Origin of the sequence: Vibrio sp. H11 (assembly GCF_004804295.1) — a bacterium.
Lineage (GTDB): Bacteria > Pseudomonadota > Gammaproteobacteria > Enterobacterales > Vibrionaceae > Vibrio > Vibrio ostreae.
The window spans coordinates 102398-128560 of sequence record NZ_SSHN01000009.1 but is presented as its reverse complement, the minus strand read 5'-3'; the positions used below and the strand labels follow the sequence as shown (position 1 = coordinate 128560).

Here is a 26163-nt window from a genome sequence, read left to right as displayed (position 1 = left end):
GGACAAGCCAAATCTTTATGAAAAAAAACGATAAGAAGCTAGACAACGCACTGCGTATTGCCTTGACGGATGTGTGTGAAAGCCTGAAACAAAGCCATCAAGGCTTTGAGTGGCTGACTCACTTAGTCAACTACGCTGATTTTCCGCGTTCACTGACCATTGTCTGCGTATTCGACACCAATCAGCACTTAAATGACGCTGATAAAGCCAGTCTGTTGAAGGTGCTGAAAAGCGAGTTAGCCGCCATCAAGGTTCAAGTCAAAGATATTGCGAAACAGGTACGGTTCGACAGCGAAGAGAATTGCCGCCTTCAACACGGCGGCAAGTGGAACAAGCGGCTCGGGTGATTTAGCCGACGTATACTCTGACGAACAATACCGGACTCGGGTAACCGGTATCGTGTTACCCGAGTCGTTTGCTTTAGCCCAGATAACGCTGGGTCAGGTGAGTGCGGAAATGCTTGGCATTCAGAGTCTCACCGGTTGCTTGCTTCACCAGTTCATCGGTGGTGAGTGTACTGCCTTTACTCCAGATGTTGTCTGACAGCCAGGTGAAAACCGGAGTCAGATCGCCACTCCGAATCGCGGCATCAACGTCTACGGTTTGTTTCATTGCTGCCATAAACTGCGCCGCGTACATCGCGCCCAGGGTATAACTCGGGAAGTAACCGAATGCGCCGTCAGTCCAGTGGATGTCCTGCATGCAGCCGTTTTTGTAATTGCCCTTGGTACTCAGGCCAAGCGAGGCGCGCATCTTCTCGTCCCACAGCTCGGGCACATCGGTGTGTTTGATATTACCATTCATCAGATCGCGCTCTATTTCGTAGCGTAAAATGACGTGGGCCGGATAGGTGAGTTCATCGGCGTCAACGCGGATAAAGTCTTTTTTCACCCGGGTATACAGTTTTTGAATATTCGCAACCTGGAATACGCGGTCATTGTGAGCAGAAAAATGCTCGGCAGACAAGTGAGCCAGATGATCAATAAAGGCTGGAGTGCGGCCTAGCTGCATTTCAAAAAACAGAGACTGGGATTCATGAATTCCCATAGAACGCGCTTCTCCGGCCGGCGTTCCCGCTAAGTGACGCGGTAACCCTTGTTCATAACGTGCGTGGCCGGTTTCATGGACGATTCCCATCAGTGATTGAATGAATTCATCCTGATTGTAACGGGTAGTAATACGAACATCCGAAGGGACACCGCCACAAAACGGATGGACACTTTCATCGAGGCGGCCGTGGTTAAAATCAAACTGAAGCAGTTTCATCACATCCAGCCCCAGCGCTTTCTGACGCTCAGTCGGGTAGAACCCGTTTGGTTCCAGAACCAGGTCGCCGCGCTGCTTTTCAATGGCATCATCGATCATGCCCGGTAACCAGGTTTTTACGTCCGCAAATACGCGATCCAGCGCTTCACTGGTGGTTCCCGGCTCATAAATATCCAACATGGCATCATAAGGCGTTGTACCGGTGGATTCGGCACGGATCTGCGCTTCTTCCTGTGACAGTCTGACCACTTCAGCCCAGTTTTTCTCGAAACCTTGCCAGTCATTTTCTTTACGTTGTGTGCGCCAGGCGTGCTCACATTTAGAACCGGCTAGCGATTTAGCTTCGACTAATGCTTCTGGCAGGACATTGGCTTGTTGCCACTGGCGTTTCATCTCACGCAGCGTGGCATGTTGTTCCTGATTAAGCGACTCGGTTTCAGCTTCAGCAAACCAGTCTTCCAGTTGAGGTTGAGTCATCAGGCCGTGAATATGTACAGACAGTTCAGCCATCGCTTCAGAGCGGGCTTTTGCACCCCCGACCGGCATAACCGCAGCCTGATCCCAGCCGCAAATCGCGGACAGATGATTAAAATGAGAAACCTTTTGGGAATGCTTAACTAACTTATTGAATGCGCTCATAGAAATGACCTTGTGAGACAAAATGTGCAGGAAGTGTATCAACGTGCAACAGATTAACAAGTGATTCAGGTCGGTGTTTGACATAGTGAAATCTTACCCGCCAAGCAAGAAGTTGCTTGAGCAGAGGCAGGATGTTGCTCTACTACCAACTGTAAAACTATAACTCTTTGATTTTTATAGACGTCACTTTTGGCACCGACTTTGCTCCTTAATCTGTGTATCCGCGCTGAATGCAGATTTTTGCCAGAGCGCAAAGTTATCTTTGTTTATGAATAAGCTTTGGTTGTTGATTCACCACTTGCTCATGAACAACGACTTTTATTACATCGTCATAAAGGAATGAGCAATGCCAACTCCATGTTATATCTCAATTGAAGGTCAAACCCAGGGTCTTATCACTGCAGGCGCATGTACTGCTGATTCAATCGGCGATTCTTTCGTCGAAGGCCACGAAGACCAGATGCTGGTTCAGTACTTTGACCATAACGTGACTGTACCGACTGATCCACAATCTGGTCAGCCTTCAGGCCAGCGTGTCCACAAACCATTTACTTTCACTGTGTCACTGAACAAAGCCGTTCCTCTGCTTTACAACGCGCTGGCATCAGGTGAAAAAATGACGAATGTTGAGCTGAAGTGGTACCGTACTTCGATCGAAGGTAAGCAAGAGAACTTCTTCACGACGAAACTGGAGAACGCTTCTATTGTCGATATCCATTGTGAAATGCCGCACTGTCAGGATCCGGCTAAAGCGGACTTCACTCAGAATCTGACGGTTGCGATGTCATACCGTAAGATTACCTGGGATCACGTTAACGCAGGGACTTCAGGTTCTGATGACTGGCGCAAGCCAATCGAAGCGTAAGTTACGCTCGAATCAAGTAACGTTTGCATGACGTTACGAGTCAATAATGTTGCCCGCTGCTGCGGGCAACTTCTGAGCGCTAAGCACAAAGCATCCCCGAACCGCCTGATACAAGATGGTCGTCGGGTGTTTTGCGTTTAGGGTTTATTGAATTCTCGCGATAATTTTCACCAAATATCAAGGAATGGCAGAATGGCAACGTTAAAGTATCAGATTCATGTGGAAGGACTGGAAGAAGACACACTGGTTGTGCGTGCCTTTGATGGACACGAAACCTTATCCAGTGAACTGATCAACGGTGACGCATGTCATGGCTTTCGTTTTCGTCTGCAACTGGCCAGCCGGCAAGCGAATTTAAGCGCGGATATGGTCGTTGACCAAAAGGCTGAACTCAGAATGTATCGGGACGAAGAGTTGGTACAGCGAGTGAACGGCATTGTGCGGGAGTTTACTCAGGCAGATACCGGGCATCACCACAGCTTTTATGCATTGACTCTGGTTCCGGCCTTAGAACGTCTGTCTCTGCGTCACAACAGTCGCATATTCCAACTGCAAACAGTGCCGGAGATATTGTCGGTATTACTGCAGGAAATGGGCATTAATGATTACGCCTTTGCGTTGACCCGCGAGTGCAGTCAACGCGAGTTCTGCGTTCAATACCGTGAATCTGACCTCGATTTCTTACTGCGCCTCGCCGCGGAAGAGGGCCTTGTGTACCGTTTCATCCATGAAGAAGGGAAGCATACGTTGGTGTTCAGCGATGCGACCGACAGCTTGCCTAAACTACCGGATCCGGTTGCCTACAATACGTTAGCCGGTGGCGTGATGGACAGCCCTTACATATCAGGCCTGAACCAGCATACACAAAGTGAAGTCAGCCAGGTCTGTATGCAGGACTACAGCTTTAAAAAACCAGCCTACTCATTTGCCCACAGTGCTGACGGCACTGAAATGCAATATCAGCGGGCAGGTTATCAGCATTTTGATGCGCCAGGACGCTACAAAGATGATGTGAATGGTAAAGCATTCAGCCAAATCCGCCTTGAGTATTTACGTCGTGACGCGCGTATAGCGAGCGGCACCAGTAATCAACCGCTATTGCGTGCCGGAACCCGGTTTGATCTCGAAGACCATTCTGATGATGAAATGAACCGGGATTGGCTGGTGGTCAGTGCTTTTCACCAGGGCGCTCAACCACAAGCTCTGGAAGAAGCGGCGGGAAGCGGCGCGACGACTTATGCGAATCAGTTTACTCTGATTCCGGGCCATGTGACCTGGCGTGCCCGGCCTCAGCCAAGACCTCAGGTGGATGGCCCGATGATAGCGATGGTGGTGGGGCCGGAAGGCGAAGAGATCTTCTGTGATGAATACGGCCGGGTAAAACTGCATTTCCCGTGGGATCGTTACTCGAATGGGGATGAACACAGCTCATGCTGGGTTCGAGTCTCTCAAGGATGGGCCGGCAGTCAATACGGTATGGTGGCGATACCGCGCATCGGCCACGAAGTTATCGTCTCGTTTCTCAATGGCGACCCGGATCAGCCGATTGTAACCGGACGTACCTATCATGCGACTAACACGGCACCTTACCTGTTACCGGACCATAAAACGAAAACCATTTTGCGTAGTGAAACGCATCAGGGTGAAGGTTATAACGAACTCAGTTTTGAAGATCAGGCGGGCAGTGAACAGATTTATCTGCATGCCCAGAAAGATTTCGATGCGGTGGTGGAAAATGACAGCACCACTGTGGTGAAGCACGATCAGCATTTGACGGTGGAAAACGATAGCTTTAGCCAGATCAAAAACAATCAGCACCAGACCGTCGGCAATGAACAGCGCGAAGCAGTAACCGGCAACCGAACTCTGATCATCGATGGTTCTTTGCATATTAAAGCTGGCAGTGTCTGGGTGAATGACTCAGGCAGTGAAGTACACATTAAAGCGGGCCAAAAAGTGGTGATTGAAGCGGGCAGTGAAATCACGGTTAAAGCGGGCGGCAGTTTTGTCAAAGTTGATCCGGCAGGTGTTCATCTCTCCGGCGCCGGCGTTAACCTCAACTCAGGCGGTGGCGCCGGCAGCGGCAGCGGATTTAGCGGCGAGGCAGCGCAGTCCCCGGTTTTGCCTCAGGTCATTTATTCTTAAACGATGGCTATTCTTAAAGGATAGCGGAATCGATCGTTTTAACTGAACGCTTTGCTATTGGCGATATTAATCTGACTGTCGAGCTTTAATTGCTGAAGCCCTGCAATGATCGCAGGGCTTTTCTTAGTTGATGGTAATCTGTTAAAGACAGTTCAAGCGCTTTACGGTATAAGGTTCTTTCTTGTGAATTTTCAGGGATTGATATGTACATCCAGAACATTGAAGCGTTTCTTATCGCAATAACTATTCTTACTTTAACTCCGGGCCTGGATACGGCATTGGTGATTCGTAATACCTCCCGCGCCGGTATGGTTGATGGTTGTGTCACCAGTTTGGGGATTTGTGCCGGCTTGTTTGTGCACGCGACGTTTTCCGCGATTGGCATCTCTGCGATCCTGACTCAGTCGGCTGAACTGTTTCACATTATGAAAATGATTGGTGCGGCGTACCTGATTTGGCTCGGTATCTCTAGCTTGCGTACCTTGCTGAAAACCGGGCAGGGCATGAATGTGGCGACGCTGTCACACACCGAACTGAGTGTGAAACGCTCGCTGCGTGAGGGCTTTCTGTCCAATGTACTGAATCCGAAAACCGCGGTGTTCTATCTTGCGTTTTTGCCTCAGTTTATCAATCCGGAATACTCGCCGTTACTGCAATCTCTGTTGATGGCAGCCATTCACTTTGTGATTGCGATGGTGTGGCAATGCGGTTTGGCGGGCGCGTTAAGTTCAGCCAAGAACTTACTTAAAAATGCCTCTTTTATGCGCTGGATGGAAGGCACGACCGGTTTGGTGTTGGTGGCACTTGGCGTAAAGTTATTGCTGGAAAAAGATGCAGCATAATTTAGGTCTGAGTCAGATACAAAAAAGCGCTCAAACGAGCGCTTTTTTGATCGCTGCAATCGCATCTCTACGATGCCGCAGCCCGATTATGATTGCTGTGAGGCGAGTGATGTTTGTTCAGAGCGGGTATGTCGGGCAAAGAATACTTTGGTTTCTTCAACCACGACGTGGCGCAGTGCAATCAGACCGATCAGGTTTGGAATCGCCATCAGTCCGTTTACGATATCGGCAATCACCCAGATCATATCCAGTTTCAGGAATGCGCCTGATGCGACCAGAGCGATAAACACCACCTTGTATGGCAGTACTGCCTTGGTGCCAAACAGGAAGACGACACAGCGCTCACCGTAGTAGTTCCAGCCCAGAATCGTCGTGAACGCAAAGAACATCAGACCAATCGACACCAGCATCGGGCCGATGGTTTCTGAGTTCAGGCCCACGGCAAAGGCGTGTGTGGTCATGGCGGCACCAGAGAAATCACTTTGCCACGCACCTGTCAGGATCAGAGCCAGGCCGGTCATGGTACAGATGATGATGGTATCGAAGAAAGTACCGGTCATCGAGATCAGGCCCTGTTTTACACAAGAGTTGGTTTTGGCTGCCGCCGCTGCCATCGGTGCGCTGCCAAGGCCAGATTCGTTGGAGAAGACGCCACGCGCAATACCGGACTGAATGGCCAGCATGATGCTTGCGCCCAGGAAACCGCCGGTCGCTGCTGATGAGCTGAATGCGGAAGTCAGTACCAGTTGCAGAGCGCTTAACAGCTGATCGGCGTTGGTGACAATCACACTCAGACAGGCGATGACATAAAATACTGCCATAGCTGGTACGACTTTGCCGGCAACGCGGGAAATCGACTGAATACCACCAATGGTAACAAAGGCCACCAGCAGGGTTAGAACGATAGCAGAGGCTTCACGGGATGCGCCAAATGAAATTTCAGTAGCGTCCAGAATTGCATTAACTTGCGGGAACGTACCAATACCAAAGCACGCCACACCCAGTGCGAATACCGCAAACAGGACCGCCAGTACTTTTGAACCTACACCGTATTGCAGATAATACATCGGGCCGCCAATCATCTGACCGTTGGCATCGGTTTTACGGTATTTTACCGCCAGAAGGCATTCAGCATATTTAGTCGCCATGCCGAACAGAGCAGCGAGCCACATCCAGAACAGGGCGCCCGGGCCACCGAGTTTGATTGCGGTTGCCACACCCACAATATTACCTGTACCGATTGTGGCCGATAGAGCCGTACATAACGCAGCGAAACTGGACACATCGCCTTGCGCGGACTCAGATTTATCACGGCTGAATACCATTTTCAGTGCGGTCGGAAGATGACGGAATTGCAACAGGCCCAAACGAAAAGTGAAATAAATACCGGTTCCGACCAGCAGAATAAGTAGAGGTGGGCCCCATACGAAGCTATCAATAGTTTGTAATAATGAAAGAAGGTTGGTCATATTTTCCCCTTAATAAACAAAATCTAAGGAGAAGAGAGAAAGGGCGGATCTCATTGATCAAAATGCGAATAGCCAGTAACAGACAGGCTGTCCCGGATAACCTTTCACTCCTCTGTCCTTTTGCCTGAGAGTTTCACTCTGCTTAGTGGATAAGCAGAACTTGCTCCTTCGGCGACCGATTGAACGGTTCTCTCCAGAGGTTCCTCCAACTACAGTCCTCGCTATTCTTCTTGGGGAAGAATAAAGCACCTGAAAGATTTACTTCTTCGGCGGGTATGTCTGGCCTATTTGTTAAAAATAGGTTAACAACCTCTCTCCTGCAGTCTTCATTGGAACAATTATCTATATGGTTAGATAATTTGCCCGAGAATATTAGCCAAAACAAAGTGTGATGTCATCTACAAATTCAATGGAATGCGTCATTCTTGGTCAAGATGTGCCGGATTAAACTTTTCTCTGACCTTTGATACGCTATAAGTGGTATAAAGAGATATAGATAAAGGGGTGAGTTATGATCAGACTGATCACAATCGGAGTATTGATTGCCTTAGCTTTTTTTCTGATTCGCTATGGTACCAGCGAAAAAGCGCAAAAAGGCATCGTCGTGACACTGGTCGCCGCTTTGGTAATTTATACGATCTCGGTCGTGGTGACTGAACTCATTCGCTGATGGGATTTAGGAGTAAAACTTGAACCAAAAACATTCAGACGACAACGACGATGTGGTCGTGATTGAAGAGCGCGATAAACGCAGTTATCTCTATATCGGTATTGCCGCGGCACTGGGTCTGGCTTTAGGCGGTTTGGTCGGCTCTTCGGTGACCGCTTCCAAATGGGAAACCACCTATCAGGCGCTGGAAACTCAGTATAAACAGGCGCAGCAAGACGGTGCAGATCAGAAAGTTCAGGTAGAGGACAGTACTGAAAAACTCAACCAAGAGTGGCAGGAGAAGTTACAGGCTGCGCTGGACGATCAGCGTGAACAGAACAAAGCAGAGCTCACCAAATTACAGAGAGAAGTGACCGAGCTGGAAAAAGTCAATGCTTCGCTGGAAGCTGAATTGTCTAACCGCAAGCAAGATCTGGCTAAAGCGGATGAGAAGAACGACAAGTTAAATCGTCAGGCAGATATGCAGGCAACGATGTTTGAACGTTCGCGTGAGTTGTTCCAAAAAGAGTTAAAAATCAAACAGGAACTGGAATCGCTGCAAAAAGAGCGTGATGATTTAGTGCCGAAAATTAAAACGCTTAAAAATGATTGCGATGCGTATCTTGAAGGGGCTTCCTGGGATGCTAAGTCTGACTCATGTGATAAGCAGGATGAGGCCAATTCGCGCGTCAGTGAGATTGATCAGATGATCCGCGTGCGTCGCATGGATCTGGAGCAGATTAAAGCCTTATCGGAAGAGATCGGGCTTTGAAGCGCTAGATGCTGTTTCGCTAGGTACTGTTTATTTTTTACGTGTGCGTAGCGCAACAATGTGTGATAGCTCATCGATGATGGGCTATTTTTTTAAGACGGACTGATGAGATTTTTAGGCAGTCTGACAAATTCACTGTTCACACGGTTGGTGCAAAAGGCTAACCGAGGGGGAAATATGCTGAATTGGAAGGATGTGGTGGAATTAGCGCAGCAGGGGAATCTGGCGCCTTCACACCGGGTTGAGAAAACTCCGCAGCAGTGGCAGGCTGAGTTGACGGAAGAGCAGTACTACGTGACCAGAGATCATGGCACGGAGCGTCCGTTTTCTTCAGACATGTGTGTGCAGTTTGAGCCCGGGATCTACCATTGCGTGTGTTGTCAGACTTTACTGTTCGATTCAGCAACAAAGTTTGATTCTCACAGCGGATGGCCATCGTTTTCACAACCGGCGACCAAGAATGCGATTTCGTATCATATCGACACTCAACTAGCGACGCCAAGGGTAGAAGTGCGTTGCAACAGTTGTGATGCGCATCTGGGGCATGTTTTTCCGGATGGTCCGCCACCAAGCGGATTGCGCTATTGCGTTAATGCGGTGGCGATAGAGAAGCAGTTTGGGTAACCGGATGAGTTGGGTGATTACGAGTTATCTGTAATAAAAAATCCAGCGTTGAGGCTGGATTTTTATTGGTCAGTGAGTTAGTCACGGAAGTTATTAAACTGGAACGGGTGGTCCAGATCACTCCCTCGCAGCAGCGCCATAACCGCTTGCAAATCATCACGCTTTTTACCGGTGACACGAACTTTATCACCTTGAATCGACGCTTGAACTTTCAGTTTGGCGTCTTTGATCAGTTTCACCACTTTTTTCGCCAGGTCAGTCTCGATCCCTTGTTTGAACAGGACATCTTTGTACCAGTTCTTACCAGAATGAACAGACTCTTTCACTTCCATTGAACGTGGGTCTACGCCGCGTTTAGCCAAGTTGCTACGCAGAATATCCATCAGCTGTTGCAGCTGGAAATCACCTTCAGCGCCCAGTTTTACTGTTTCATCCTTCAGTTCAAAACTGGCGTCAACGTTACGAAAGTCAAAGCGGGTCGCAAGCTCTCGGTTTGAGTTATCGACCGCGTTACGCAGTTCAACAGTATCGATTTCTGAAACAATATCGAAAGAAGGCATGTTAGTTTTTCCTTAATAAATTAACCGATGCGGCTGATCAGCCAGCACGGCGCACTTTAATAGATTGAGCCAGCATATCAAGCATGCTGGTGGTGTCTTGCCAGCTTAAGCATGGGTCGGTGATAGATTGACCATAGGTCAGGTTGTCCAGATCGTCCATTGGCTGGTTGCCTTCCACAATGAAGCTTTCTGCCATGACGCCGGCCACTTTGTGGCTGCCGGATTCAATCTGCTGACAGATGTCTTTGGCGACATCAAGCTGCTTGCGGTGCTGCTTTTCACAGTTAGCGTGGCTGAAATCAACCACCAGACGTTGTGGCAGATCAAATTGAGCCAGAGCTGCACATGCTTCATTTACAGAGGCCGCATCATAGTTGGTACCATTGTCGCCACCGCGCAGAATCACGTGCCCATATGGGTTACCGCTGGTGCGATATACGGTCATACGGCCGTTTTTATCCGGCGAGTAGAAGTAATGTGAGGCCTGAGAGGCACGGATCGCATCAATGGCGATTTTCACATTACCATTGGTACCATTTTTAAAACCGACCGGGCACGATAATGCAGAAGCCATCTCACGGTGGATCTGGGATTCAGTGGTACGGGCACCGATCGCGCCCCAGCTAATCAGATCAGCAATGTACTGGCCGGTGATCATATCCAGAAACTCAGTGGCTGTGGCCAGGCCCAGTTTATTGATATTCAGCAGCAGTTGGCGTGCTTTATTCAGACCGGTTTCCAGTGCGTAAGAGCCGTCCAGGTTTGGATCGGTAATCAGGCCTTTCCAGCCGACAACCGTACGTGGTTTCTCGAAATAGGTACGCATCACGATAAACAGTTCGTTCGCGTACTGACCCTGAATGGCACTCAGGCGTTGTGCATAGTCCAGCGCCGCTTCAGTGTCGTGTACAGAGCAAGGTCCGACAATCACCAGCAGGCGATCATCTTCTCCGGAAAGAATGCGTTCAATTTGGCCACGGGAGTTGGCAATTCGCTCTGCAACCTCATCCGTAATCGGGTGGGCTTGGCTAAGTTCTGCCGGAGTAGGCATCGGACCCAGCGCTTGGGTTCTTAATTCATCAGTTTGTAATGGCATAGGATAGCCTGTCCTCTTATTGCGAGGTAGTAAAGATAACGAATTTAGGGGGCATAATAAACTGTTAAGCGATAAGAGGTGTTCTATTTCCTGTAAAGTGAAAATTTATGCAAAAATAATCAATAAATATTGAGTTGTGGGCTTGTTTTTCTGCGGCTCTCTAGGTATTTTCGACATGTACAACATAATGATAAACGGAGCAGTAATGAGTTTAGAACACAACGTAACCATCCATGAGCAGTTGGCTCTGGGAAATACCTTGCCAAAAGCAACCGAACAGGCACCAAGCTCTTATCTGTTTGTCTCTTTATCTGAGCTCATTGCCGAGAGCGTCTTTTATCATCCGGCTCTGGTCACGGGCACTGATAGTTTGTCTGAACTGGAAAAAAGTTCACTGGAAGCCATGCTGGGCGGTAAAAGTATTGCCGAACATTTTGTCGACACTCTGGTGGAAAAAATCGGCGCGGCGGTTCAGCCTCATCATCAGTCGCTGCACGTGTGTCTGAGTTCGGCAGATAGCCACGGCTATCAGGCGCTGCTTGGCGGAAGCCTGGAAACCGATGAAGTGAATCCGGCAATGGGTGTGCGCGGTGTTTCCCGCTACGCATCTCAAGCGTATGCACCGGCGTTTGCACTGGAATGTCAGGTGATCAAGCAGCTGCGCAACCAGGGGCTGGATATTGAAATTGTCGTGCCTTTTGTTCGTACTTTAAGTGATGCAGCGACTATCATTGACCGTCTGGCTGAGCAGGGGCTGCCGCGCGGCCTGAACGGCCTTAAAGTGCTTTACAGCTGCAGTGTGCCATCCAGTGTTATGGTCGCTGAGCGTTTGCTGCAATATTTCGATGGCGTAGTGATTGACTGGGAATCCTTGACTCAGTTTACTTTGGGGCTTGATAAGGACAATGCGGCACTGTCGTACCTGTACAATCCGGACAGCGAATCTGTAACCCTGCTGGCTGACATTGTGTTTAAAGCGGCCCTGCAGGCTAAAAAACCGGTACTGATTGTCACGACAGCACTGGAAACCCACCTCAAGCTACAAAATTACCTGGTTGAAAATACCCAGGCCGAAGCGATTTTTAACTTCTGAAACGCGACCTGAGATCTGATAAGGATGCGCAACGAGGCCAGCCAAATACGGCTGGCTTCTTGTTTTTTAACCATACAGATTGACAATAATGCAGCGCTAAAGTGAACTGGTCTGACAACTGAAGTTGTCACGATAATTATAACCACAACTAGTAAGGTCAGTCCTATGTTCTCTGCTCTCACCAAAGCGAATCTTTACCTTAACTATTTCGGCTTTATGAAAGTGCCGCTCATCTGGTATTGCCGGCCGAAACTGCTCACGCTTGACGATAACTCAGTCATAGTCCGTATCCCGCTTAAACGGCGCAATCGCAATCATCTCAACAGCATGTATTTTGGCGTGTTGGCCGTTGGCGCAGATGTGGCGGGGGGCTTTCTTGCTATGTATAAAGCGCAGCAACGAAAAGTGACGGTGTCACTTGCGTTTAAAGAAGTCGAGGCGAAATTTCTTAAAAGGCCTGAAGCCGATGTCTGCTTTCGCTGCGACGATGGTCCTTTGATTGACGCCATGCTGGACGAAACGCTGGCCACGGGTCAGCGAGTGAATCAGGCGGTAAAAATTACCGCCACTTGTCCATCGCTGCATGGTGATGAAGCGATGGCGGAGTTCTGGCTGACGTTATCCCTTAAAGCCGTGAAGAGCGGATAACTCTGTTGATCACAGGCGAGTCACTATGATTGCCTCTCTTGCCCGCTAAACCGTGTTCGCTGAGCAGGTATGCTGTGATGCTAACTGAGCTCGATGGTTTCAATATCGACGATTTTGCTTCGGTTTAACACGATTTTCCAGCGATAATAGCGCGGCTTGTCTTTATAGTTACGCTCTTTGACGATCAGATTGATGAGATGACGTTTCTCAACCGACTCACGGCTTACCTGACCGTTGTTTAGCTGATAGATACGGTTGGAGCCTTTATCCATCAAGCGGGTCAAGGTACGCAAATCAATGAGTATGCTCTCTCGTGTCGCTTCATAACCGCTCATAAAATGGGAGGTCGACATCTCGGTCTGCGAGCGGTAGTGGAGGATCTGCTCTTCACGTTGCACGACACGTTTCTTGCGAATGTTTTGTATGCTGTCCGGCAGTTGTGCCAAGCTTTTGTAGTCGAGCCATTCGTCTTTCTGGCCCACTTCTTTACCTGTGGTCGGATCGAAATAGCGACGGCGCCATTTCGGTTTCCCTTTACGAATAACGCGCCATAGGATGTCACGTAAATCGTCTTTAAAAATTTCACGCAAGGCATAAATGAACGACATGGCGATGATGAATGAAGCGGTGATTTCGCCCCAGTAATCCCGCGCCGTAATTGCCGTGATGGTCACCACGACCATGACTAAACCAGTGGCGATGCCTTTTACCGCACGCTTCATATTTTTACCCAGTGAGGTGACTTTTTCCCGCAGAATAATCGGATGTTCAATCAGGCGTCGCAGCAGACGCATTTTATTGCTTAAGCGGGTAATGTCGGTGTCGGCTTTTTCCGAGTTGTAGTGATTAAGTGCCCGGTGAGCCTGTTCTTTCTCGACCAGAGTGATCAGGCGATCTTTAATCGTCTTGTATTCAGAATTGCGGCTTAATTTGGCCACCATAGAGAGAAACTTCTGCTCGGTATACCAGGACAAGTAGTTATCAATATTGGCGTAATAGCGTTTGATGGTTTCTTCGTAAGGAATATTACGGCGTAAACGTTTGAGAATATCGAGCGACAACTCAATCACCGTATCCACTTCATCAGAAGTGACATTGTCACTTGATTCATTGAGCTGGTTGACCGCTTTGTCCAGCGCAATAACATACTGATAGGCGAACAAACTCAGACTGACTCGGTACTGGGTAGAAGAGAGACGGCCGCGTTGCGCCAGACGGCTGTGCACCAGCGGTAACAGAATTTTATTACTGTAGTAAGACCGTTTTTGATGAATGGAACTGTAGAAAAACTCTCCCTCGGACATCACTTCCGGCGTTAAACCTAATTCGCCGGGAATAAACAGATACATATCCAGATCGAGCTTCTTGCTGTCCGACATCTCGGAAGAGATCTTAAGGGTAACGGCATCTTGTTTATCGACAGTGATCAATGAAAACTCCTGAAAAAATTGCTCAATTTTCTCTGTTCAATGGGGGAAAGCATATCAGAGATCACGTATAATCTCTGCAAATTTGATGTGAGACAGTTTTAAATGATTAACGTTGGTCAGACTAATAGTCTAGAAGTTGTAAAAATTGCCGATTTTGGTGTCTTTCTTGATGCTGGTGAATTTGGTACGACTTTATTGCCAAACCGCTTTGTGCCGGAAGGCCTAGAGGTGGGGCACTTTGTTGATGTGTTCCTCTACTTTGATTCAGAGAACCAGCTGGCAGCGACGACAGAAACACCAATCGCCCAGGTGGGTGAATGGGGCCTGATGAAAATTGAAGGTGTGAACAGCACCGGAGCGTTTGCGGACTGGGGAATTAAAGACAAAGGTCTGCTGATTCCTTTCAGTGAACAGCGTAAGCGCTTTACTGCCGGGCAAAACGTTCTGGTGTATGTCTACACAGATAAAGCCTCTGGTCGCATTGTTGGTACGACCAAGTTTAATAAGTGGCTGGATAAAACGCCGGCCAACTATCAGCGTAACGAGCAGGTTGATCTGATCATCGCTGAGCGTTCAGAGCTGGGTTACAAAGCGATTGTAAACGGCGCACATTGGGGAATGGTTTTCCCGTCAGATGTGTTCGGCAAGCTGTTTATCGGTAAGCGCCTGAAAGGTTACATCAAGAATATCCGTGAAGATGGCAAGATCGATCTGGCGCTGCAGAAAATCGGCGTCGCGAAAATGGATGACCTGAGCAGCAAAATTCTTGAAACCCTTGAAAAGAAAGGTGGCTTCCTGCCACTGAGTGATAAATCTACCCCGGAAGCGATTTTCGCTACCTTCCGCACCAGTAAAGGCACCTTCAAGAAAACCATCGGCGGCCTGTTTAAGCAGGGCAAGATCGTGATTGAGCAGGACGGGATCCGTCTGGCTGACTGATGGTTTCGGCCACAGTGAATGCTCTGGGATATCAAAATGCATCAACGGCTGCCTGTATGGCGGCCGTTTTTTATGGCATCAGTGCTTTATTGTGATAATAAGGCTCGCTTAGTCAGCAGGTCAGTTTAATCAGTCAGTCTGTGCACGCAGCAGAACACAAAAAAAATAGGCCCGAAACGTAAGGCGTTTGGGCCCAGGGGAATGGCTCCGCAGAGCCTGCGCTATTTATCGAGTCTGAAACTGCTGAACAAACGTCAGGACTACTTTACGTTAAGTGTAGTACAGACTCAGTTTTTCGCGCGAATAGTGCAGAATATTGTGCTGATGTTTACCGGTCAGAATAAGTTTTTATCTCTGACCAGCTCTCGTGGCAGACCATTTTTGACTCGGTTACCAACCCATTTTCCTAAGCCAATCACATCGTTACCGTAACAGACAATCACTTCGCCTTGACCACTTTGACTCTCCGGGCGAACATCACGGCCCATATACCATTCACGGGCTTCTGCCGTGGTCAGTTGTACTGACTGGGTTTCATTGCCGGTTGCCAGCGTGGTGGCAACCTGATGCTGCCAGCGATAGCCTTTTTTATGCGTTTCGGCGATTTTGATCCCCATACGGGAAAATCTCAGTTCACCCAGCATAGGCTCCAGGGCATCCGGGAATAACCACACATCGTTGTCACGCAGCCAGACACTGCTCGCAACCGGTAAGGTGATACCCAGTGCCTCTTGCAGTTGACGAGTGATGTCGGCAGTGACTTTGTGACTTGCTTTCTCAAATGGAAATTTACCCAGGCGTTTTTGAACGGCCGGTGCTTCAACTGCGGCCAGTTTTCTGATTCGAGCCACAAAGAAGCCTTCACAGTCATACACCTGCGGGAAAATATGTAAGAATCCTTCAGCAGTGATGGCTTTGTCGGCCTCGCTAAAGAGGTTATCAAGACGCTCAAACTGAACAGCATCACCATAGGTGTTTTTGAGATGCCAGCACACTTGCTGGTTCTCTTCTGTGCTCAGGGTGCAGGTGGAATAAACCAGCACGCCGCCCGGTTTCAGCGCCTGAAACGCACTCTCTATCAGGTCTTTTTGGGTCTCTGCGATCGACAACACTGAGGCTTTGCTCCAGTTTTTCATCGCATCGGCATCTTTGCGTATGGTGCCTTCACCTGAGCAGGGGGCATCGATCAATACAGCATCGAACTGCTCTGGCAGCCAGCCACCAAACACGCGGCCGTCGAAATTACTCAACGCGGCGTTGCGAATACCGCATCGCTCGATATTGGCGTGTAGCACCTTGACCCGGCTGGCGGAAAATTCATTGGCAACCAATACGCCCTGATTATTCATCAGTGCGGCAATCTGTGTAGTTTTGGAACCCGGCGCAGCGGCCATATCCAGCACCGCATTAAACTCGTCCTGAGCGTCCGTGAACAGCGCTGAAACCGGCATCATTGAGCTGGCCTCCTGAATGTAGAACAAGCCGGCCATGTGCTCTGCGGTATTACCCAGCGGAACCACGCTTTCGTCGGCCTCGATCCAGAATCCGGTATCACACCAGGGAACCGGCTCCAGTGACCAGCCTTTCTCCTGTGCTCGTTGCACAAAGGAGTCCACGCTGATTTTCAGCGTGTTAACCCGGATACTTTTGCGCAGCGGGCGTTGGCAGGCTGCAACAAAGTCCTCCATGTTCAGAGTCGGGGGCAGGATCTCAGCGATGGTGGCGAGAAATTCTTCAGGTAATGCGATATTCGAGTGCAAAACAGGGTCTCAGTCTGGAATTTGGAGCCGAATTATATACCTAACGCGATGTCTGATGCGAGCTTCGGTGTGGATTGCTTTAGGGCAGGTGGCAGGGAAACAAAAAGGCAGCTCAGCGCTGCCTTTTGTCATCGAACTCTTTAACTGGTTAAGGCCTTGGGATGGCTGGGCGCCAGCTGGTCCATTCTTTTTGTGCCTGCGGATAGAGGTAGAATGTGTGTCCTTTGCCTGCGGCAGGCGCTAATTGTTTTTGCTCCGGCGTGGAGAAGGTAATACCACCACGTAACAGGCTGTCCACAGTACCTGCTTTGATGTCGGCCCCGGTCAGGCCGATGGAGACGTCTAGTCCGGAAGTATTCCAGAACACGCTGTTTTCCCGCACCAGATAGGCGTACTGGGCATCAATTTCAATCGTTGAGATAACCCGATCGGCAAGGTTGCCCAATTTAACTTCGGTTACCCGGCCAACTTCCATTTCCCGGTACAACACCGGTGTACCGGCATCAACTGAACCGCGGCTTTCACTTTGCAGAGTAAGGATAAGACCTGGTGGCTGGTAAGGGATCGCGGCCAGCGCAAAGCGTTTGCTTGCCGCACCCTGGCCAGGCTTAACCTCAATCGATTTAGTCAGCAGGTTTTGCAGATTGGACACTCCTTTCAGGCCGAATTTGGCCTGTGCAACCCAGAACACTGAGCCGCTGCGCGCGATATACGGCGCGTAGTCTGGCTGAATACGCGCTTTAAGCACAATATCATCTGAGGCAAAGTCCGGAGTCACTTGGGTGATTTCACCCACCTGGACGCCGTTGTACTTAAGTGCTGTGCCAACGGAAATACCTGTGTCGCCTCTGGCGGTCAGTTCAATCTCTTCGCCATATTTCTGTGCCTGTTGGTAATCGGGATAGAGCTTCCACAATTTGCCCACTTTATTCTCTACGCCCTTAATATTGTCGAAGGCAATGCCACCTTTGATGAGGGTCTGCAGTGGTGCTGCTTTAAGTTTAATGCCGGACAGAGAGGCATCCATCTCAACCCCAGAACGGTTCCAGAATACGGTTTGGGCTGTCAGCAGATGTTTGTACTGGTTTTCGATCGTTGCTTCAATTTGCACCCCGTCCTGGGTCAGTTTAAAGTCAGAGACCGCACCGACCTTCATATTGCGGTACAGTAGCGGACTCCCCGCGCTGATGGGTGGTAGTTCCCGCGCAAACAGCGTCAGTTTTTGTGAGCCAGACTGATTATATTTGGCGATTTCAGCCAGAGAACGGCTTTGATACAGACGATAGCTGTGCTCAATTTTTTCACTGCCTTCGCTGACGAAGCTGATTGAGCCGGTCAGCAGCTGTTTGGCCGGAGGAATTGAGACACTCAGACCGGATTCGGTCAGCTCGGCATTGGCTGAACCGGTGACGTAGAAGCGGCTGCGCGATCGAATCAGGTGCGCATACTGTTCGTCGATCAGCAGGGTGAATTTGACTTCATCTTCGGTTAGCTCAACATCGGTAACTGTTCCCACAGGTACGCCGCGATAGAGAATCTGGGTATTGGTATCAAGGCCAAATGAGCTGTCGGCATACAGGGAAACAGAAATCGATTTCGACTGCTTCTGGTCAAATTCGACCTGGTGGATGGCGGTAAACTTACGGGCTCTGGTGCCTTCACCCGGCACCAGAGTCAGGTAGTTGCCTTTTACCAGATTGGCGAGGTTTTTGACGCCGGAAAGGGATACTTTCGCCTCTTCCAGGATGAAGTGACTGCCGCTGGTCAGCAGATCGCTGAAGGCCGGTTGAATCGCGGCGGACGCGACAATGTGATCATCTTTAAGCTGCAGGTTGGTGATCTGGCCAATTTCAATTCCGCGGTACATGATTGGTGAACCGGACGGGTTGATGTTGTTGTTGTCAGGCAGATTGATGGTCACAGGGATCCCGCGCCCTGCAGTCTGCAAATCTTTGTAGAGCCTGAATTGGGTATTCTGCTCAACGGGCTCACCGTCGTCTGGTGAATCCACCGCGATCGAGCCACCGATCAGTGCACTGAGACTTTCCAAATGCACATCCACGCCGTTGAAACCAATTTTGGCCCCGACACCACTGACGTTCCAGAATCGGCTCTCGGAGGTGATGATGTGGCGGTACTGCTCTTGAATTGAAGCCTGAATGATGACCGATTTGGATTGTTCGTCTAACTGGTAACTGTAGACCTCGCCAATTGGAATTTTTTTGTAGACGATCTGTGAGCCAACCGATATACCGCCCAAATCCGCCGCTTTCAGAGATATGGTCAGGCCGCTGTCGGCCAGTAAATCGGACGGGGCTGAGTCCAGCGCACGGTACTCACTCGGATGATCATTATCACCCTCGACGTCACTGCCGGGTTGAATGGCGATATAGTTACCGGAAACCAGCGCATCGAGTCCGGAGACACCGGATAAACTCGCGGTTGGTTTTACCAGCCAGAAACGGGTTTCAGAAGAGAGCAGGCGGGTTGCTTCCGGATAGATATCAGCTTCGACGTAGATGTTGGATAAATCGGCCGAAAGCTTGATGTCACGCACCATACCGACTTCCAGACCCTGATAACGAATCGTGGTTCGCCCGGATACCAGCCCCTGGGCATCGGCGAAGTAAATTTGTATTTGGTCACCGGCATCATGAATGGCTTTCACCACCAGCCAGCCAGCCAGAATCATGGTCAGTATGGGCAGAATCCATAACGGTGATATTCCTTTATTACGACGAATATCTGGTGAGTATGAGGGTTGGGTCGACTGTTCTTTACTCATCTTTAGACTCATTGTTAGAAACGGCGCTTGGGTAATTATCCCAAATTAAGCGCGGATCCAGGCTCTCTGCAGCCAGCATGGTCAGTACCACAACCATACCAAATGCCACAGCGCCGTAACCGGGGGTAAAATTCAACAGCTGTCCGCGGTCCACCAGGGTCAGCATGATTGAAATCACAAACAGGTCCATCACGGACCATTTACCTATCCACTTGATAGCGTAATAGATGGTCATACGCTGGCGATGAAACACCTGGCGCTTAAAGCGGATGGCCAGCAGCAGATAAATCAATCCGACAATTTTTGCCACTGGTACCACAATACTGGCAACGAAAATGATCACCGCAATGCCTATCATGCCGCTGTTAATCAGCGAGGCGACGCCGGAAAATATCGTGTCTTCCAGGCGCTGACCATTGGTCAGTAATATCGAAATCGGAATGATATTGGCCGGAATAATCGCCACCGCGGCCGCAATCACATAAGCCCAGGTACGCTCAATTGAACGCGGGCGACGGTGGTGCAGTGCATGGTGACAGCGTACACAGTGACTCGATTCACACTGGGACAGATGGCAGTTATGGCAGTGTATCTGTTTATTATGCAGCGGGTATTCAATTTCCGGCTGCCAGGCTTCCCAATAACGACGCACACTAATGCGACTGATCAGCAATACCGTAAACAGCTGCAGTAATACCAGGCTATATAAAGCTGGGCCGACGAAGATGTCAGAAAAGTCTTTTAGCTTGAAGCAGGAGACCGCGATGCTAATCAGGAAAACATCAATCATAGACCATGATTTCAGATGGTGGATCATGGCCAGCGAATAGCGCAGCAGTTGAAACCAGCGCTTGTGCAGGGCGAGGTGAGCGGTGACCACCGAACTGCAGACCAGTAGTGGTGCCAGAGTGCTGCAAAACAGCACCAGCACAGCCAACACGCCATAACCTTCTTCAAACATGGCGACAATGCCTGCCGGCAATGAAGCCGGAATCATTACGCCAACCAGGCGGATGCTGATAAAGTCAAACAACTGGGACGGGATAAACAGCAGTAAACAGGTGATGGCAATCGCCAGATTGCCTGATAAAGACGGACTGCCGCCACGATAAAGTTGAGTACCACAGCGCGGACAATAGGCACTGCGGCCATGTTGGATATCCACCACGTCAACCGGTAACTCGCAGCCCTGACACAGCCGGATAGTCCGGCTGTCGGTATTATGCTGGGTCAGTGACCTGATTTTCATCGGCTGCTTCCCGACGATGAGCATCGCTCACTGCAAACGATAGTGACGGCGTCACGTGATGTAATGTCTTGAACATCAGGCTGTTGCTGAGCTGCAAGAACGGCGCTTTGATTAAGCGTGTGATTGAATAGAACCATATAGCGTCTGATACAAACCTTCTTGTTCAACCAGTTCTCCATGGGTGCCGGACTGAGTGACATGTCCGTCCTCCAGAACGTAGATAAGATCCGCTTGCTTAACCGCTGACAGACGATGAGCGACAATCAGGGTTGTCCGGCCTTTCAAAAACTCGGTTAAAGCTTTATGCAGAGCCGCTTCGGTTGCGGTGTCCAGGGCAGAGGTGGCTTCATCAAGAATGACGAATTTTGGGTCACTCAGAACCATACGAGCGATCGCGAGACGCTGACGCTGACCGCCAGAGAGACGAATACCATTACGGCCAATCTGAGTATCGAGACCGTGATTCAGTTTGCTGATCACGTCCTGCATCTGAGCGATATCCAGTGCGCGCCACAGCGACAACTCATCATAATCGCTGCCCAGCGTGAGATTATGCCTCAAAGTATCATTAAAAAGTACAGGTTGTTGAATCACGACCGCAATTTGTTCCCGGATAACATCAAAGCTGATGTCATCACAGGTTTCGCCATTATAACGAATTTCGCCTGAATTTTGCCGGTAGACACCGATCAGCAACTGGATCAGGGTCGATTTTCCACCGCCGCTGGCTCCCACCAGAGCAACTTTTTTACCGGCAGGGATTGTCAGGGATAAATCGTCGAGTACTTTGTGTTCACCATCGTAGGTAAAATCGACGTGCGAGATGGTCACCTCAACTTCCCGCTCTTCGCTGAAAGGGTTGACCTTGCTTGGCGGGCGATGTTCTTCTTCGAGTTCAAGTAAATCGTTAATGCGTTTTAAGGCCGCTTTAGCGCTGTACCAGGAAAACTGGACGCCGAGCAGCTCTTGAACCGGGCCGAGCATAAACCACAGGTAGCCAAACACCGCAAATATCTGGCCTATTGTCAGGTCGCTGAACACCACCATCAGCATCGCGACGGCACGGAACAGTTCAAAGCCGAGCAGAAACAGTAAGAAGGAGAGGCGACCGGCCGCTTCTGACTGCCAGGCATATTTGTCGGCATGACGCCTAACATCATCGGCCTGTTTGGTGAGCTGGGCCAGAAATTCCCGCTCTTTATTGGCCGCACGTAGCTGGTAAATACCATCCAGCGTTTCAACTAAACGGTTTTGAAAGCGCTCAAACGCCTGGTTCTCACGTCGTTTAAGGTGTTTGACCTTGTTGCCCAGCATACGGGAGAAGTAAATGACTATTGGGTTAACCAGCAGTATAAACAGGCCCAGACGCCATTCGAGCCATAAAAGGACAATCGCAGTACCCAATACTGTGAGCAGGCTGATCAGGAATTTACTCAGCGTAGTGCCGATAAATTGATCGATCGTTTCAATATCGGTGATTAAATGTGCGTTTATACCGCCGCTGCCCTTGGTTTCATATTGTTTTATGCTGATCCGCCCCAACTTATCGATCATCTTGCTGCGCATGTGGAACGTGATGGTCTTGGAAACCAGGGTGAACTGGCGGTTTTGCAGTATATTGAGCAGTTGACTGGCCGCGCGCATCAGCACCACCAGCAGCAGGGTAAACATGATGTAACCGGTGGCCGTCTGCCAGCCGTCTGGCAAGAGTTGGTTCATCAGCTCAATACCGGTCGATGGTTGGTTCAGCAGAACTTCATCCACCATTAAGGGCATAAGCAAAGGAATGGGTACGCTGATTAAAGTTGCGACAATCGCAATCGCATTTGCGTACAACAACTTAGACTTATGTCTTTTCACTTGAGTTATGAGCCAAGAACGGCTAATAGTGTCACTGGTATACGTCATTGTAGTGAGAATGCATCCTATTTAATCTGTGATGTGATTCTACGTAGAACCTTAAATGAAGTCTTTATTTTTCCACCGGAAGTTATTATGAAAATAGAACATTACCACCGCTTAACCAAGCAAGCTGTCGCGTTACTGGAATCAGAACCAGACCTTATCGCCAACTTGTCGAATTTAAGTGCTTTGCTAAACATGGAACTGGAAGACCTTAACTGGGTAGGCTTCTATCTTATGCATGGCGATGAACTGGTACTAGGTCCCTTCCAGGGTAAGCCAGCTTGTGTTCGCATTCCTGTTGGCCGTGGTGTGTGCGGAACTGCCGTTGAAACTAACACTGTACAACGTGTTTACGATGTTCACGCCTTTGAAGGTCACATTGCTTGTGACGCGGCGAGCAACTCAGAGATTGTAATTCCATTCTCTATTGATGGTAAAGTCGCCGGCGTGCTTGATATTGATAGCCCAAGTATTGGTCGTTTTTCTGAAACTGATGAAGAAGGACTCACGTTTTTGATGACTGAAGTAGAAAAGCTGCTTAATTCACACGCGAACAAGGCATAATTTAGTTGTTGCCTGTGGTTTTTCGTATTCAGGTCACTATAATACCGAAATATTTGAATTTAATGCTTCGCGGACCAGCCGCAATAACCAGGAATCCTCATGGAAAACACTGAAAAGTTAAAAAACAGCAAAGAAGTAATTGCGTACATTGCTGAATGTTTCCCTAAATGCTTTACTTTAGAAGGTGAGGCACAGCCTCTTAAAATTGGTATTTTTCAAGATCTTGCTGATCGTCTCAGCGATGACCCTAAAGTAAGCAAAACTCAACTTCGTGCAGCGTTAAGACAGTACACGTCATCTTGGCGTTACCTGCACGGCGTTAAAGCTGGTGCGGTTCGTGTCGATCTCGATGGTAATGCATGTGGTGAACTAGAAGAGCAACATGTAGAACACGCGAAAGCTGCGTTAGCTGAGAGCAAGGCTCGTGTAGAAGCTCGTCGTAAAGAGCAGGCTAAACAGGCGCGTGATGATGCGAAAGCAAAACCTAAGGCGAAGAAGCCTCAGGCACGTCGACCTCAGTCTAAAGCACCAAAAGCAGACAAAAAACCAGTAGAGACACGTGCTCTGAATGCTGATGAACTGAATGTCGGTAAAGAAGTGAACGTGAACATGGGTAAAGGCAACATGGCTGCGACCATTGTTGAAATCAATAAGGAAGATGTGCGTGTTCAACTCGGCAACGGCCTGCAAATGGTTGTGAAAGCGGAGCACCTGCGCGCATAAAGGAGAATCTCCTACGCATGAAATGCCGTTCAAAATTAACTCTGATCGCTGCTGGCCTCTGGCTGGCAGCGTCTTCAGCTCAGGCTCTCGAAGCCAAACTCCATAAAGAAGACCTTCCTCTTCTTGCTCCAGAAGTTCAGCATGAAACGGCGAGCAAACGAGTCACATCCAGATTTACTCGTTCTCACTACAAGCATTTCACTCTCGACGATCAGTTCTCTAAAGCAATTTTTGAACGTTATCTTGAGATGTTGGACTACAATCGCAACTTGTTTACTCAAGCGGATATTGATTCGTTCAAAACCTGGTCCGTCGAACTTGATGATCAACTGAAAGCGGGCGATAACCAGATCGCGTTTGACTTGTATAACTTATCGATGGAGAAACGTTTTGCACGTTTTCAGTACGCACTGTCTCTGCTCGATAACGAAATCAAGTTTGATGGTGATGAGACCATTGAGCTCGATCGCTCGAAAGAGGCCTGGCCGAAAGATCTGGCAGAAATCAACGATTTGTGGCGTAAGCGCGTCAAGTACGACGCACTCAATCTGAAACTGGCAGGCAAGACCTGGCCTGAGATCAAAGAGACGCTGGAAAAACGTTATAACAACGCGATTAAGCGTCTGACCCAGACCCATAGTGAAGACGTGTTTCAGTTGTACATGAATGCGTTTGCCCGCCAGGTTGATCCGCACACCAGTTATTTGTCACCACGCAATGCAGAGCAGTTCCAGTCAGAGATGAATCTTTCTCTGGAGGGCATTGGTGCTGTGCTGCAGATGACCGATGACTACACGGTGATTCGCTCGCTCGTGGCTGGTGGGCCTGCTTCTAACAGTAAACAGTTGGGAGAAGGTGACCGCATTATCGGTGTCGGTCAGGATGGCGAGGAGATGGTTGACGTCATCGGTTGGCGCCTGGACGATGTGGTGGAGCTTATCAAAGGGCCGAAAGGTACCAAGGTGAAGCTGCAGATCTTGCCGGAAGGTAAGGAAGCGAAAAGTCACGTTGTCACAATTGTTCGTGATAAAATTCGTCTTGAAGACCGTGCGGTGAAATCGAAGATCATCGACAAAGACGGTGAGAAAATCGGTGTGCTTGAAGTTCCGAGTTTCTACGTTGGTCTGTCTCAGGATACGGATAAGTTGATCGCTGAGCTGAAAGAGAAAAATGTTGACGGCATCATCGTCGATTTACGTAATAACGGCGGCGGCGCACTGACCGAAGCAACGGCATTATCTGGTCTGTTTATCACCAGTGGCCCGGTTGTACAGGTTCGTGACAGCTATGGTCGGGTAAATGTGAACAGCGATACCGATGGCAAAATCAGCTACAGCGGTCCGATGACGGTATTGATAAACCGTTACAGTGCTTCGGCTTCTGAGATTTTTGCCGCGGCGATGCAGGATTACGGTCGTGCGATTATCCTGGGCGAAAACTCTTATGGTAAAGGCACGGTACAACAGCATCGTTCGCTCAATCATATCTATGATTTGTTCGATAAAGAATTGGGCTACGTCCAGTATACCATTCAGAAGTTCTACCGTATCGATGGCGGAAGTACTCAGAACAAAGGCGTGATCCCGGACATTGCGTTCCCGACGGCTATCGACGCTGCAGATACCGGTGAGAGCGTGGAAGATAACGCGCTGCCATGGGATAGCATTGATCAGGCTAAATACAGCCCGTTACATGATTTCCATAAGCAGATTGAAGCGCTCAATGTACAGCACCAGAAGCGTATCGCGACCGATCGCGAGTTTGGTTTTATTCAGCAAGATATCGCTAAGTACAAAGCTGAAAAAGACGATAATAGTTTGTCTTTGAATGAAAAAGTACGTAAGCAGGAAAGTGAGCAAGCGGATCAGGAACGTCTGGATCGCATTAACGTTCGCCAGAAAGCGCTGGGTAAACCTGAATACAAGAAACTCGAAGATGTGCCGAAGGATTATGAAGCACCAGATGCGTATCTGGATGAATCTGTCTCCATCATGGTAGATATGATTAAGCAGTCTTAATTGACGGTGACAATAAAATGAAAAGCGGGCTTTCGAGTCCGCTTTTTTATTGTCAAAAAGCCAGGTGACGGCAAATGGCAGAGTTTTCATATGTCGGAATTTGCATTTACCAAAGAACCACT

The 26163-nt window shown here is 49.2% G+C and carries 21 protein-coding genes, 1 pseudogene and 1 riboswitch; of the genes and pseudogenes, 13 read left to right on the top strand and 9 right to left on the bottom strand.

The features are described from left to right. Positions 1–17: 17 nt before the first annotated feature. On the top strand, positions 18–347 hold the full coding sequence (locus E6C74_RS14750) for a hypothetical protein (RefSeq protein WP_136486554.1): 330 nt from the start codon (positions 18–20) through the stop codon (positions 345–347). Between the two features lie 73 nt (positions 348–420). Here the strand turns inward: E6C74_RS14750 and E6C74_RS14745 are convergent, their stop codons facing one another. Next, on the bottom strand, positions 421–1905 hold the full coding sequence (locus tag E6C74_RS14745) for a carboxypeptidase M32 (RefSeq protein WP_168797036.1): 1485 nt from the start codon (positions 1903–1905) through the stop codon (positions 421–423). A gap of 346 nt (positions 1906–2251) precedes the next feature. Here E6C74_RS14745 and E6C74_RS14740 point away from each other — a divergent pair, with 346 nt between their 5' ends. The 3 genes and pseudogenes from E6C74_RS14740 to E6C74_RS14730 all read left to right on the top strand — a co-directional run bounded on the left by E6C74_RS14740 (position 2252) and on the right by E6C74_RS14730 (position 5757). Next, the gene (locus tag E6C74_RS14740; protein WP_136486549.1) at positions 2252–2770 is read left to right on the top strand and encodes an Hcp family type VI secretion system effector; all 519 of its coding nucleotides are present in this window, start codon (positions 2252–2254) and stop codon (positions 2768–2770) included. Positions 2771–2962: 192 nt separating this feature from the next. Beyond that, a pseudogene (locus tag E6C74_RS14735) lies at positions 2963–4864 on the top strand (type VI secretion system tip protein VgrG); the annotation flags it as partial. Positions 4865–5118: 254 nt separating this feature from the next. Then, positions 5119–5757 carry a LysE family translocator gene (locus E6C74_RS14730; RefSeq protein WP_136486544.1) on the top strand — a complete coding sequence of 213 codons (639 nt, stop codon included), beginning with the start codon at positions 5119–5121 and terminating at the stop codon, positions 5755–5757. Positions 5758–5843: 86 nt separating this feature from the next. On the opposite strand, the gene E6C74_RS14725 is transcribed toward E6C74_RS14730, so the two are convergent. Further along, positions 5844–7226, bottom strand: a complete 1383-nt coding sequence (locus tag E6C74_RS14725; protein ID WP_136486542.1) for a sodium:alanine symporter family protein — start codon at positions 7224–7226, stop codon at positions 5844–5846. A gap of 102 nt (positions 7227–7328) precedes the next feature. Beyond that, positions 7329–7433, bottom strand: a riboswitch (glycine riboswitch). A 304-nt stretch (positions 7434–7737) separates the two neighbouring features. Between E6C74_RS14725 and E6C74_RS21005 the strand changes: the two genes are divergently transcribed. The 3 genes from E6C74_RS21005 to msrB all read left to right on the top strand — a co-directional run bounded on the left by E6C74_RS21005 (position 7738) and on the right by msrB (position 9271). Further along, complete coding sequence (locus E6C74_RS21005) at positions 7738–7896, top strand: hypothetical protein (protein ID WP_168797035.1); 159 nt, start codon at positions 7738–7740, stop codon at positions 7894–7896. A 19-nt stretch (positions 7897–7915) separates the two neighbouring features. Further along, positions 7916–8647 carry a chromosome partitioning protein ParA gene (locus E6C74_RS14720; RefSeq protein ID WP_136486540.1) on the top strand — a complete coding sequence of 244 codons (732 nt, stop codon included), beginning with the start codon at positions 7916–7918 and terminating at the stop codon, positions 8645–8647. Positions 8648–8824: 177 nt separating this feature from the next. Beyond that, on the top strand, positions 8825–9271 hold the full coding sequence (gene msrB, locus E6C74_RS14715) for a peptide-methionine (R)-S-oxide reductase MsrB (protein ID WP_136486538.1): 447 nt from the start codon (positions 8825–8827) through the stop codon (positions 9269–9271). 77 nt (positions 9272–9348) lie between these two features. Here msrB and E6C74_RS14710 read toward each other — a convergent pair whose 3' ends face one another. Together E6C74_RS14710 and E6C74_RS14705 are read right to left on the bottom strand one after the other, a co-directional pair. Next, positions 9349–9831: a YajQ family cyclic di-GMP-binding protein gene (locus E6C74_RS14710; protein ID WP_136486535.1), complete on the bottom strand. Its 483-nt coding sequence runs from the start codon at positions 9829–9831 to the stop codon at positions 9349–9351. 37 nt (positions 9832–9868) lie between these two features. After that, positions 9869–10927: a 3-deoxy-7-phosphoheptulonate synthase gene (locus E6C74_RS14705; protein WP_136486532.1), complete on the bottom strand. Its 1059-nt coding sequence runs from the start codon at positions 10925–10927 to the stop codon at positions 9869–9871. Between the two features lie 205 nt (positions 10928–11132). Between E6C74_RS14705 and E6C74_RS14700 the strand changes: the two genes are divergently transcribed. Next, positions 11133–12020, top strand: coding sequence for a putative PEP-binding protein (locus E6C74_RS14700; protein WP_136486530.1), 888 nt, complete (start codon positions 11133–11135; stop codon positions 12018–12020). 165 nt (positions 12021–12185) lie between these two features. Continuing rightward, positions 12186–12668 (top strand): DUF4442 domain-containing protein, encoded by a 483-nt coding sequence (locus E6C74_RS14695; protein ID WP_136486528.1) that lies wholly within the window; start codon positions 12186–12188, stop codon positions 12666–12668. 80 nt (positions 12669–12748) lie between these two features. On the opposite strand, the gene E6C74_RS14690 is transcribed toward E6C74_RS14695, so the two are convergent. Then, a complete protein-coding gene (locus E6C74_RS14690; RefSeq protein WP_136486526.1) occupies positions 12749–14098 on the bottom strand; it encodes a hypothetical protein in 1350 nt (449 codons plus the stop codon). A 102-nt stretch (positions 14099–14200) separates the two neighbouring features. Between E6C74_RS14690 and E6C74_RS14685 the strand changes: the two genes are divergently transcribed. Beyond that, positions 14201–15037: a S1-like domain-containing RNA-binding protein gene (locus E6C74_RS14685; protein WP_136486524.1), complete on the top strand. Its 837-nt coding sequence runs from the start codon at positions 14201–14203 to the stop codon at positions 15035–15037. A gap of 335 nt (positions 15038–15372) precedes the next feature. On the opposite strand, the gene rsmF is transcribed toward E6C74_RS14685, so the two are convergent. From rsmF to E6C74_RS14665, 4 genes are all read right to left on the bottom strand, one after another. Beyond that, positions 15373–16797, bottom strand: a complete 1425-nt coding sequence (gene rsmF, locus E6C74_RS14680; RefSeq protein WP_136486522.1) for a 16S rRNA (cytosine(1407)-C(5))-methyltransferase RsmF — start codon at positions 16795–16797, stop codon at positions 15373–15375. A gap of 148 nt (positions 16798–16945) precedes the next feature. Continuing rightward, the gene (locus tag E6C74_RS14675) at positions 16946–19582 is read right to left on the bottom strand and encodes an MlaD family protein (RefSeq protein WP_136486520.1); all 2637 of its coding nucleotides are present in this window, start codon (positions 19580–19582) and stop codon (positions 16946–16948) included. Next, on the bottom strand, positions 19575–20831 hold the full coding sequence (locus tag E6C74_RS14670) for a paraquat-inducible protein A (RefSeq protein WP_136486518.1): 1257 nt from the start codon (positions 20829–20831) through the stop codon (positions 19575–19577). The genes E6C74_RS14675 and E6C74_RS14670 overlap by 8 nt, the downstream gene beginning before the upstream one ends. Before the next feature lie 111 nt (positions 20832–20942). Continuing rightward, positions 20943–22739: an ABC transporter ATP-binding protein gene (locus tag E6C74_RS14665; protein WP_136486516.1), complete on the bottom strand. Its 1797-nt coding sequence runs from the start codon at positions 22737–22739 to the stop codon at positions 20943–20945. Positions 22740–22826: 87 nt separating this feature from the next. On the opposite strand from E6C74_RS14665, the gene E6C74_RS14660 reads away from it, so the two are divergent. The 3 genes from E6C74_RS14660 (at position 22827) to prc (ending at position 26041) form a co-directional block, all read left to right on the top strand. Beyond that, a complete protein-coding gene (locus E6C74_RS14660; protein WP_136486514.1) occupies positions 22827–23300 on the top strand; it encodes a GAF domain-containing protein in 474 nt (157 codons plus the stop codon). 99 nt (positions 23301–23399) lie between these two features. Continuing rightward, positions 23400–24023 (top strand): RNA chaperone ProQ, encoded by a 624-nt coding sequence (proQ, locus tag E6C74_RS14655; RefSeq protein WP_136486512.1) that lies wholly within the window; start codon positions 23400–23402, stop codon positions 24021–24023. A 17-nt stretch (positions 24024–24040) separates the two neighbouring features. Then, entirely contained in the window at positions 24041–26041 is a 2001-nt protein-coding gene (gene prc / locus E6C74_RS14650) for a carboxy terminal-processing peptidase (RefSeq protein ID WP_136486510.1), read from the top strand. Positions 26042–26163 lie beyond the last annotated feature (122 nt).

What these genes read in the sequence shown, in the direction of transcription:
- E6C74_RS14750 (WP_136486554.1), top strand. Translation starts at nt 18, where the DNA reads ATGAAAAAAAACGATAAGAAGCTAGACAACGCACTGCGTATTGCCTTG.
- E6C74_RS14745 (WP_168797036.1), bottom strand. Translation starts at nt 1,905, where the DNA reads ATGAGCGCATTCAATAAGTTAGTTAAGCATTCCCAAAAGGTTTCTCAT.
- E6C74_RS14740 (WP_136486549.1), top strand. Translation starts at nt 2,252, where the DNA reads ATGCCAACTCCATGTTATATCTCAATTGAAGGTCAAACCCAGGGTCTT.
- E6C74_RS14730 (WP_136486544.1), top strand. Translation starts at nt 5,119, where the DNA reads ATGTACATCCAGAACATTGAAGCGTTTCTTATCGCAATAACTATTCTT.
- E6C74_RS14725 (WP_136486542.1), bottom strand. Translation starts at nt 7,226, where the DNA reads ATGACCAACCTTCTTTCATTATTACAAACTATTGATAGCTTCGTATGG.
- E6C74_RS21005 (WP_168797035.1), top strand. Translation starts at nt 7,738, where the DNA reads ATGATCAGACTGATCACAATCGGAGTATTGATTGCCTTAGCTTTTTTT.
- msrB (WP_136486538.1), top strand. Translation starts at nt 8,825, where the DNA reads ATGCTGAATTGGAAGGATGTGGTGGAATTAGCGCAGCAGGGGAATCTG.
- E6C74_RS14710 (WP_136486535.1), bottom strand. Translation starts at nt 9,831, where the DNA reads ATGCCTTCTTTCGATATTGTTTCAGAAATCGATACTGTTGAACTGCGT.
- E6C74_RS14705 (WP_136486532.1), bottom strand. Translation starts at nt 10,927, where the DNA reads ATGCCATTACAAACTGATGAATTAAGAACCCAAGCGCTGGGTCCGATG.
- E6C74_RS14700 (WP_136486530.1), top strand. Translation starts at nt 11,133, where the DNA reads ATGAGTTTAGAACACAACGTAACCATCCATGAGCAGTTGGCTCTGGGA.
- E6C74_RS14695 (WP_136486528.1), top strand. Translation starts at nt 12,186, where the DNA reads ATGTTCTCTGCTCTCACCAAAGCGAATCTTTACCTTAACTATTTCGGC.
- E6C74_RS14685 (WP_136486524.1), top strand. Translation starts at nt 14,201, where the DNA reads ATGATTAACGTTGGTCAGACTAATAGTCTAGAAGTTGTAAAAATTGCC.
- E6C74_RS14675 (WP_136486520.1), bottom strand. Translation starts at nt 19,582, where the DNA reads ATGAGTAAAGAACAGTCGACCCAACCCTCATACTCACCAGATATTCGT.
- E6C74_RS14670 (WP_136486518.1), bottom strand. Translation starts at nt 20,831, where the DNA reads ATGAAAATCAGGTCACTGACCCAGCATAATACCGACAGCCGGACTATC.
- E6C74_RS14665 (WP_136486516.1), bottom strand. Translation starts at nt 22,739, where the DNA reads ATGACGTATACCAGTGACACTATTAGCCGTTCTTGGCTCATAACTCAA.
- E6C74_RS14660 (WP_136486514.1), top strand. Translation starts at nt 22,827, where the DNA reads ATGAAAATAGAACATTACCACCGCTTAACCAAGCAAGCTGTCGCGTTA.
- proQ (WP_136486512.1), top strand. Translation starts at nt 23,400, where the DNA reads ATGGAAAACACTGAAAAGTTAAAAAACAGCAAAGAAGTAATTGCGTAC.
- prc (WP_136486510.1), top strand. Translation starts at nt 24,041, where the DNA reads ATGAAATGCCGTTCAAAATTAACTCTGATCGCTGCTGGCCTCTGGCTG.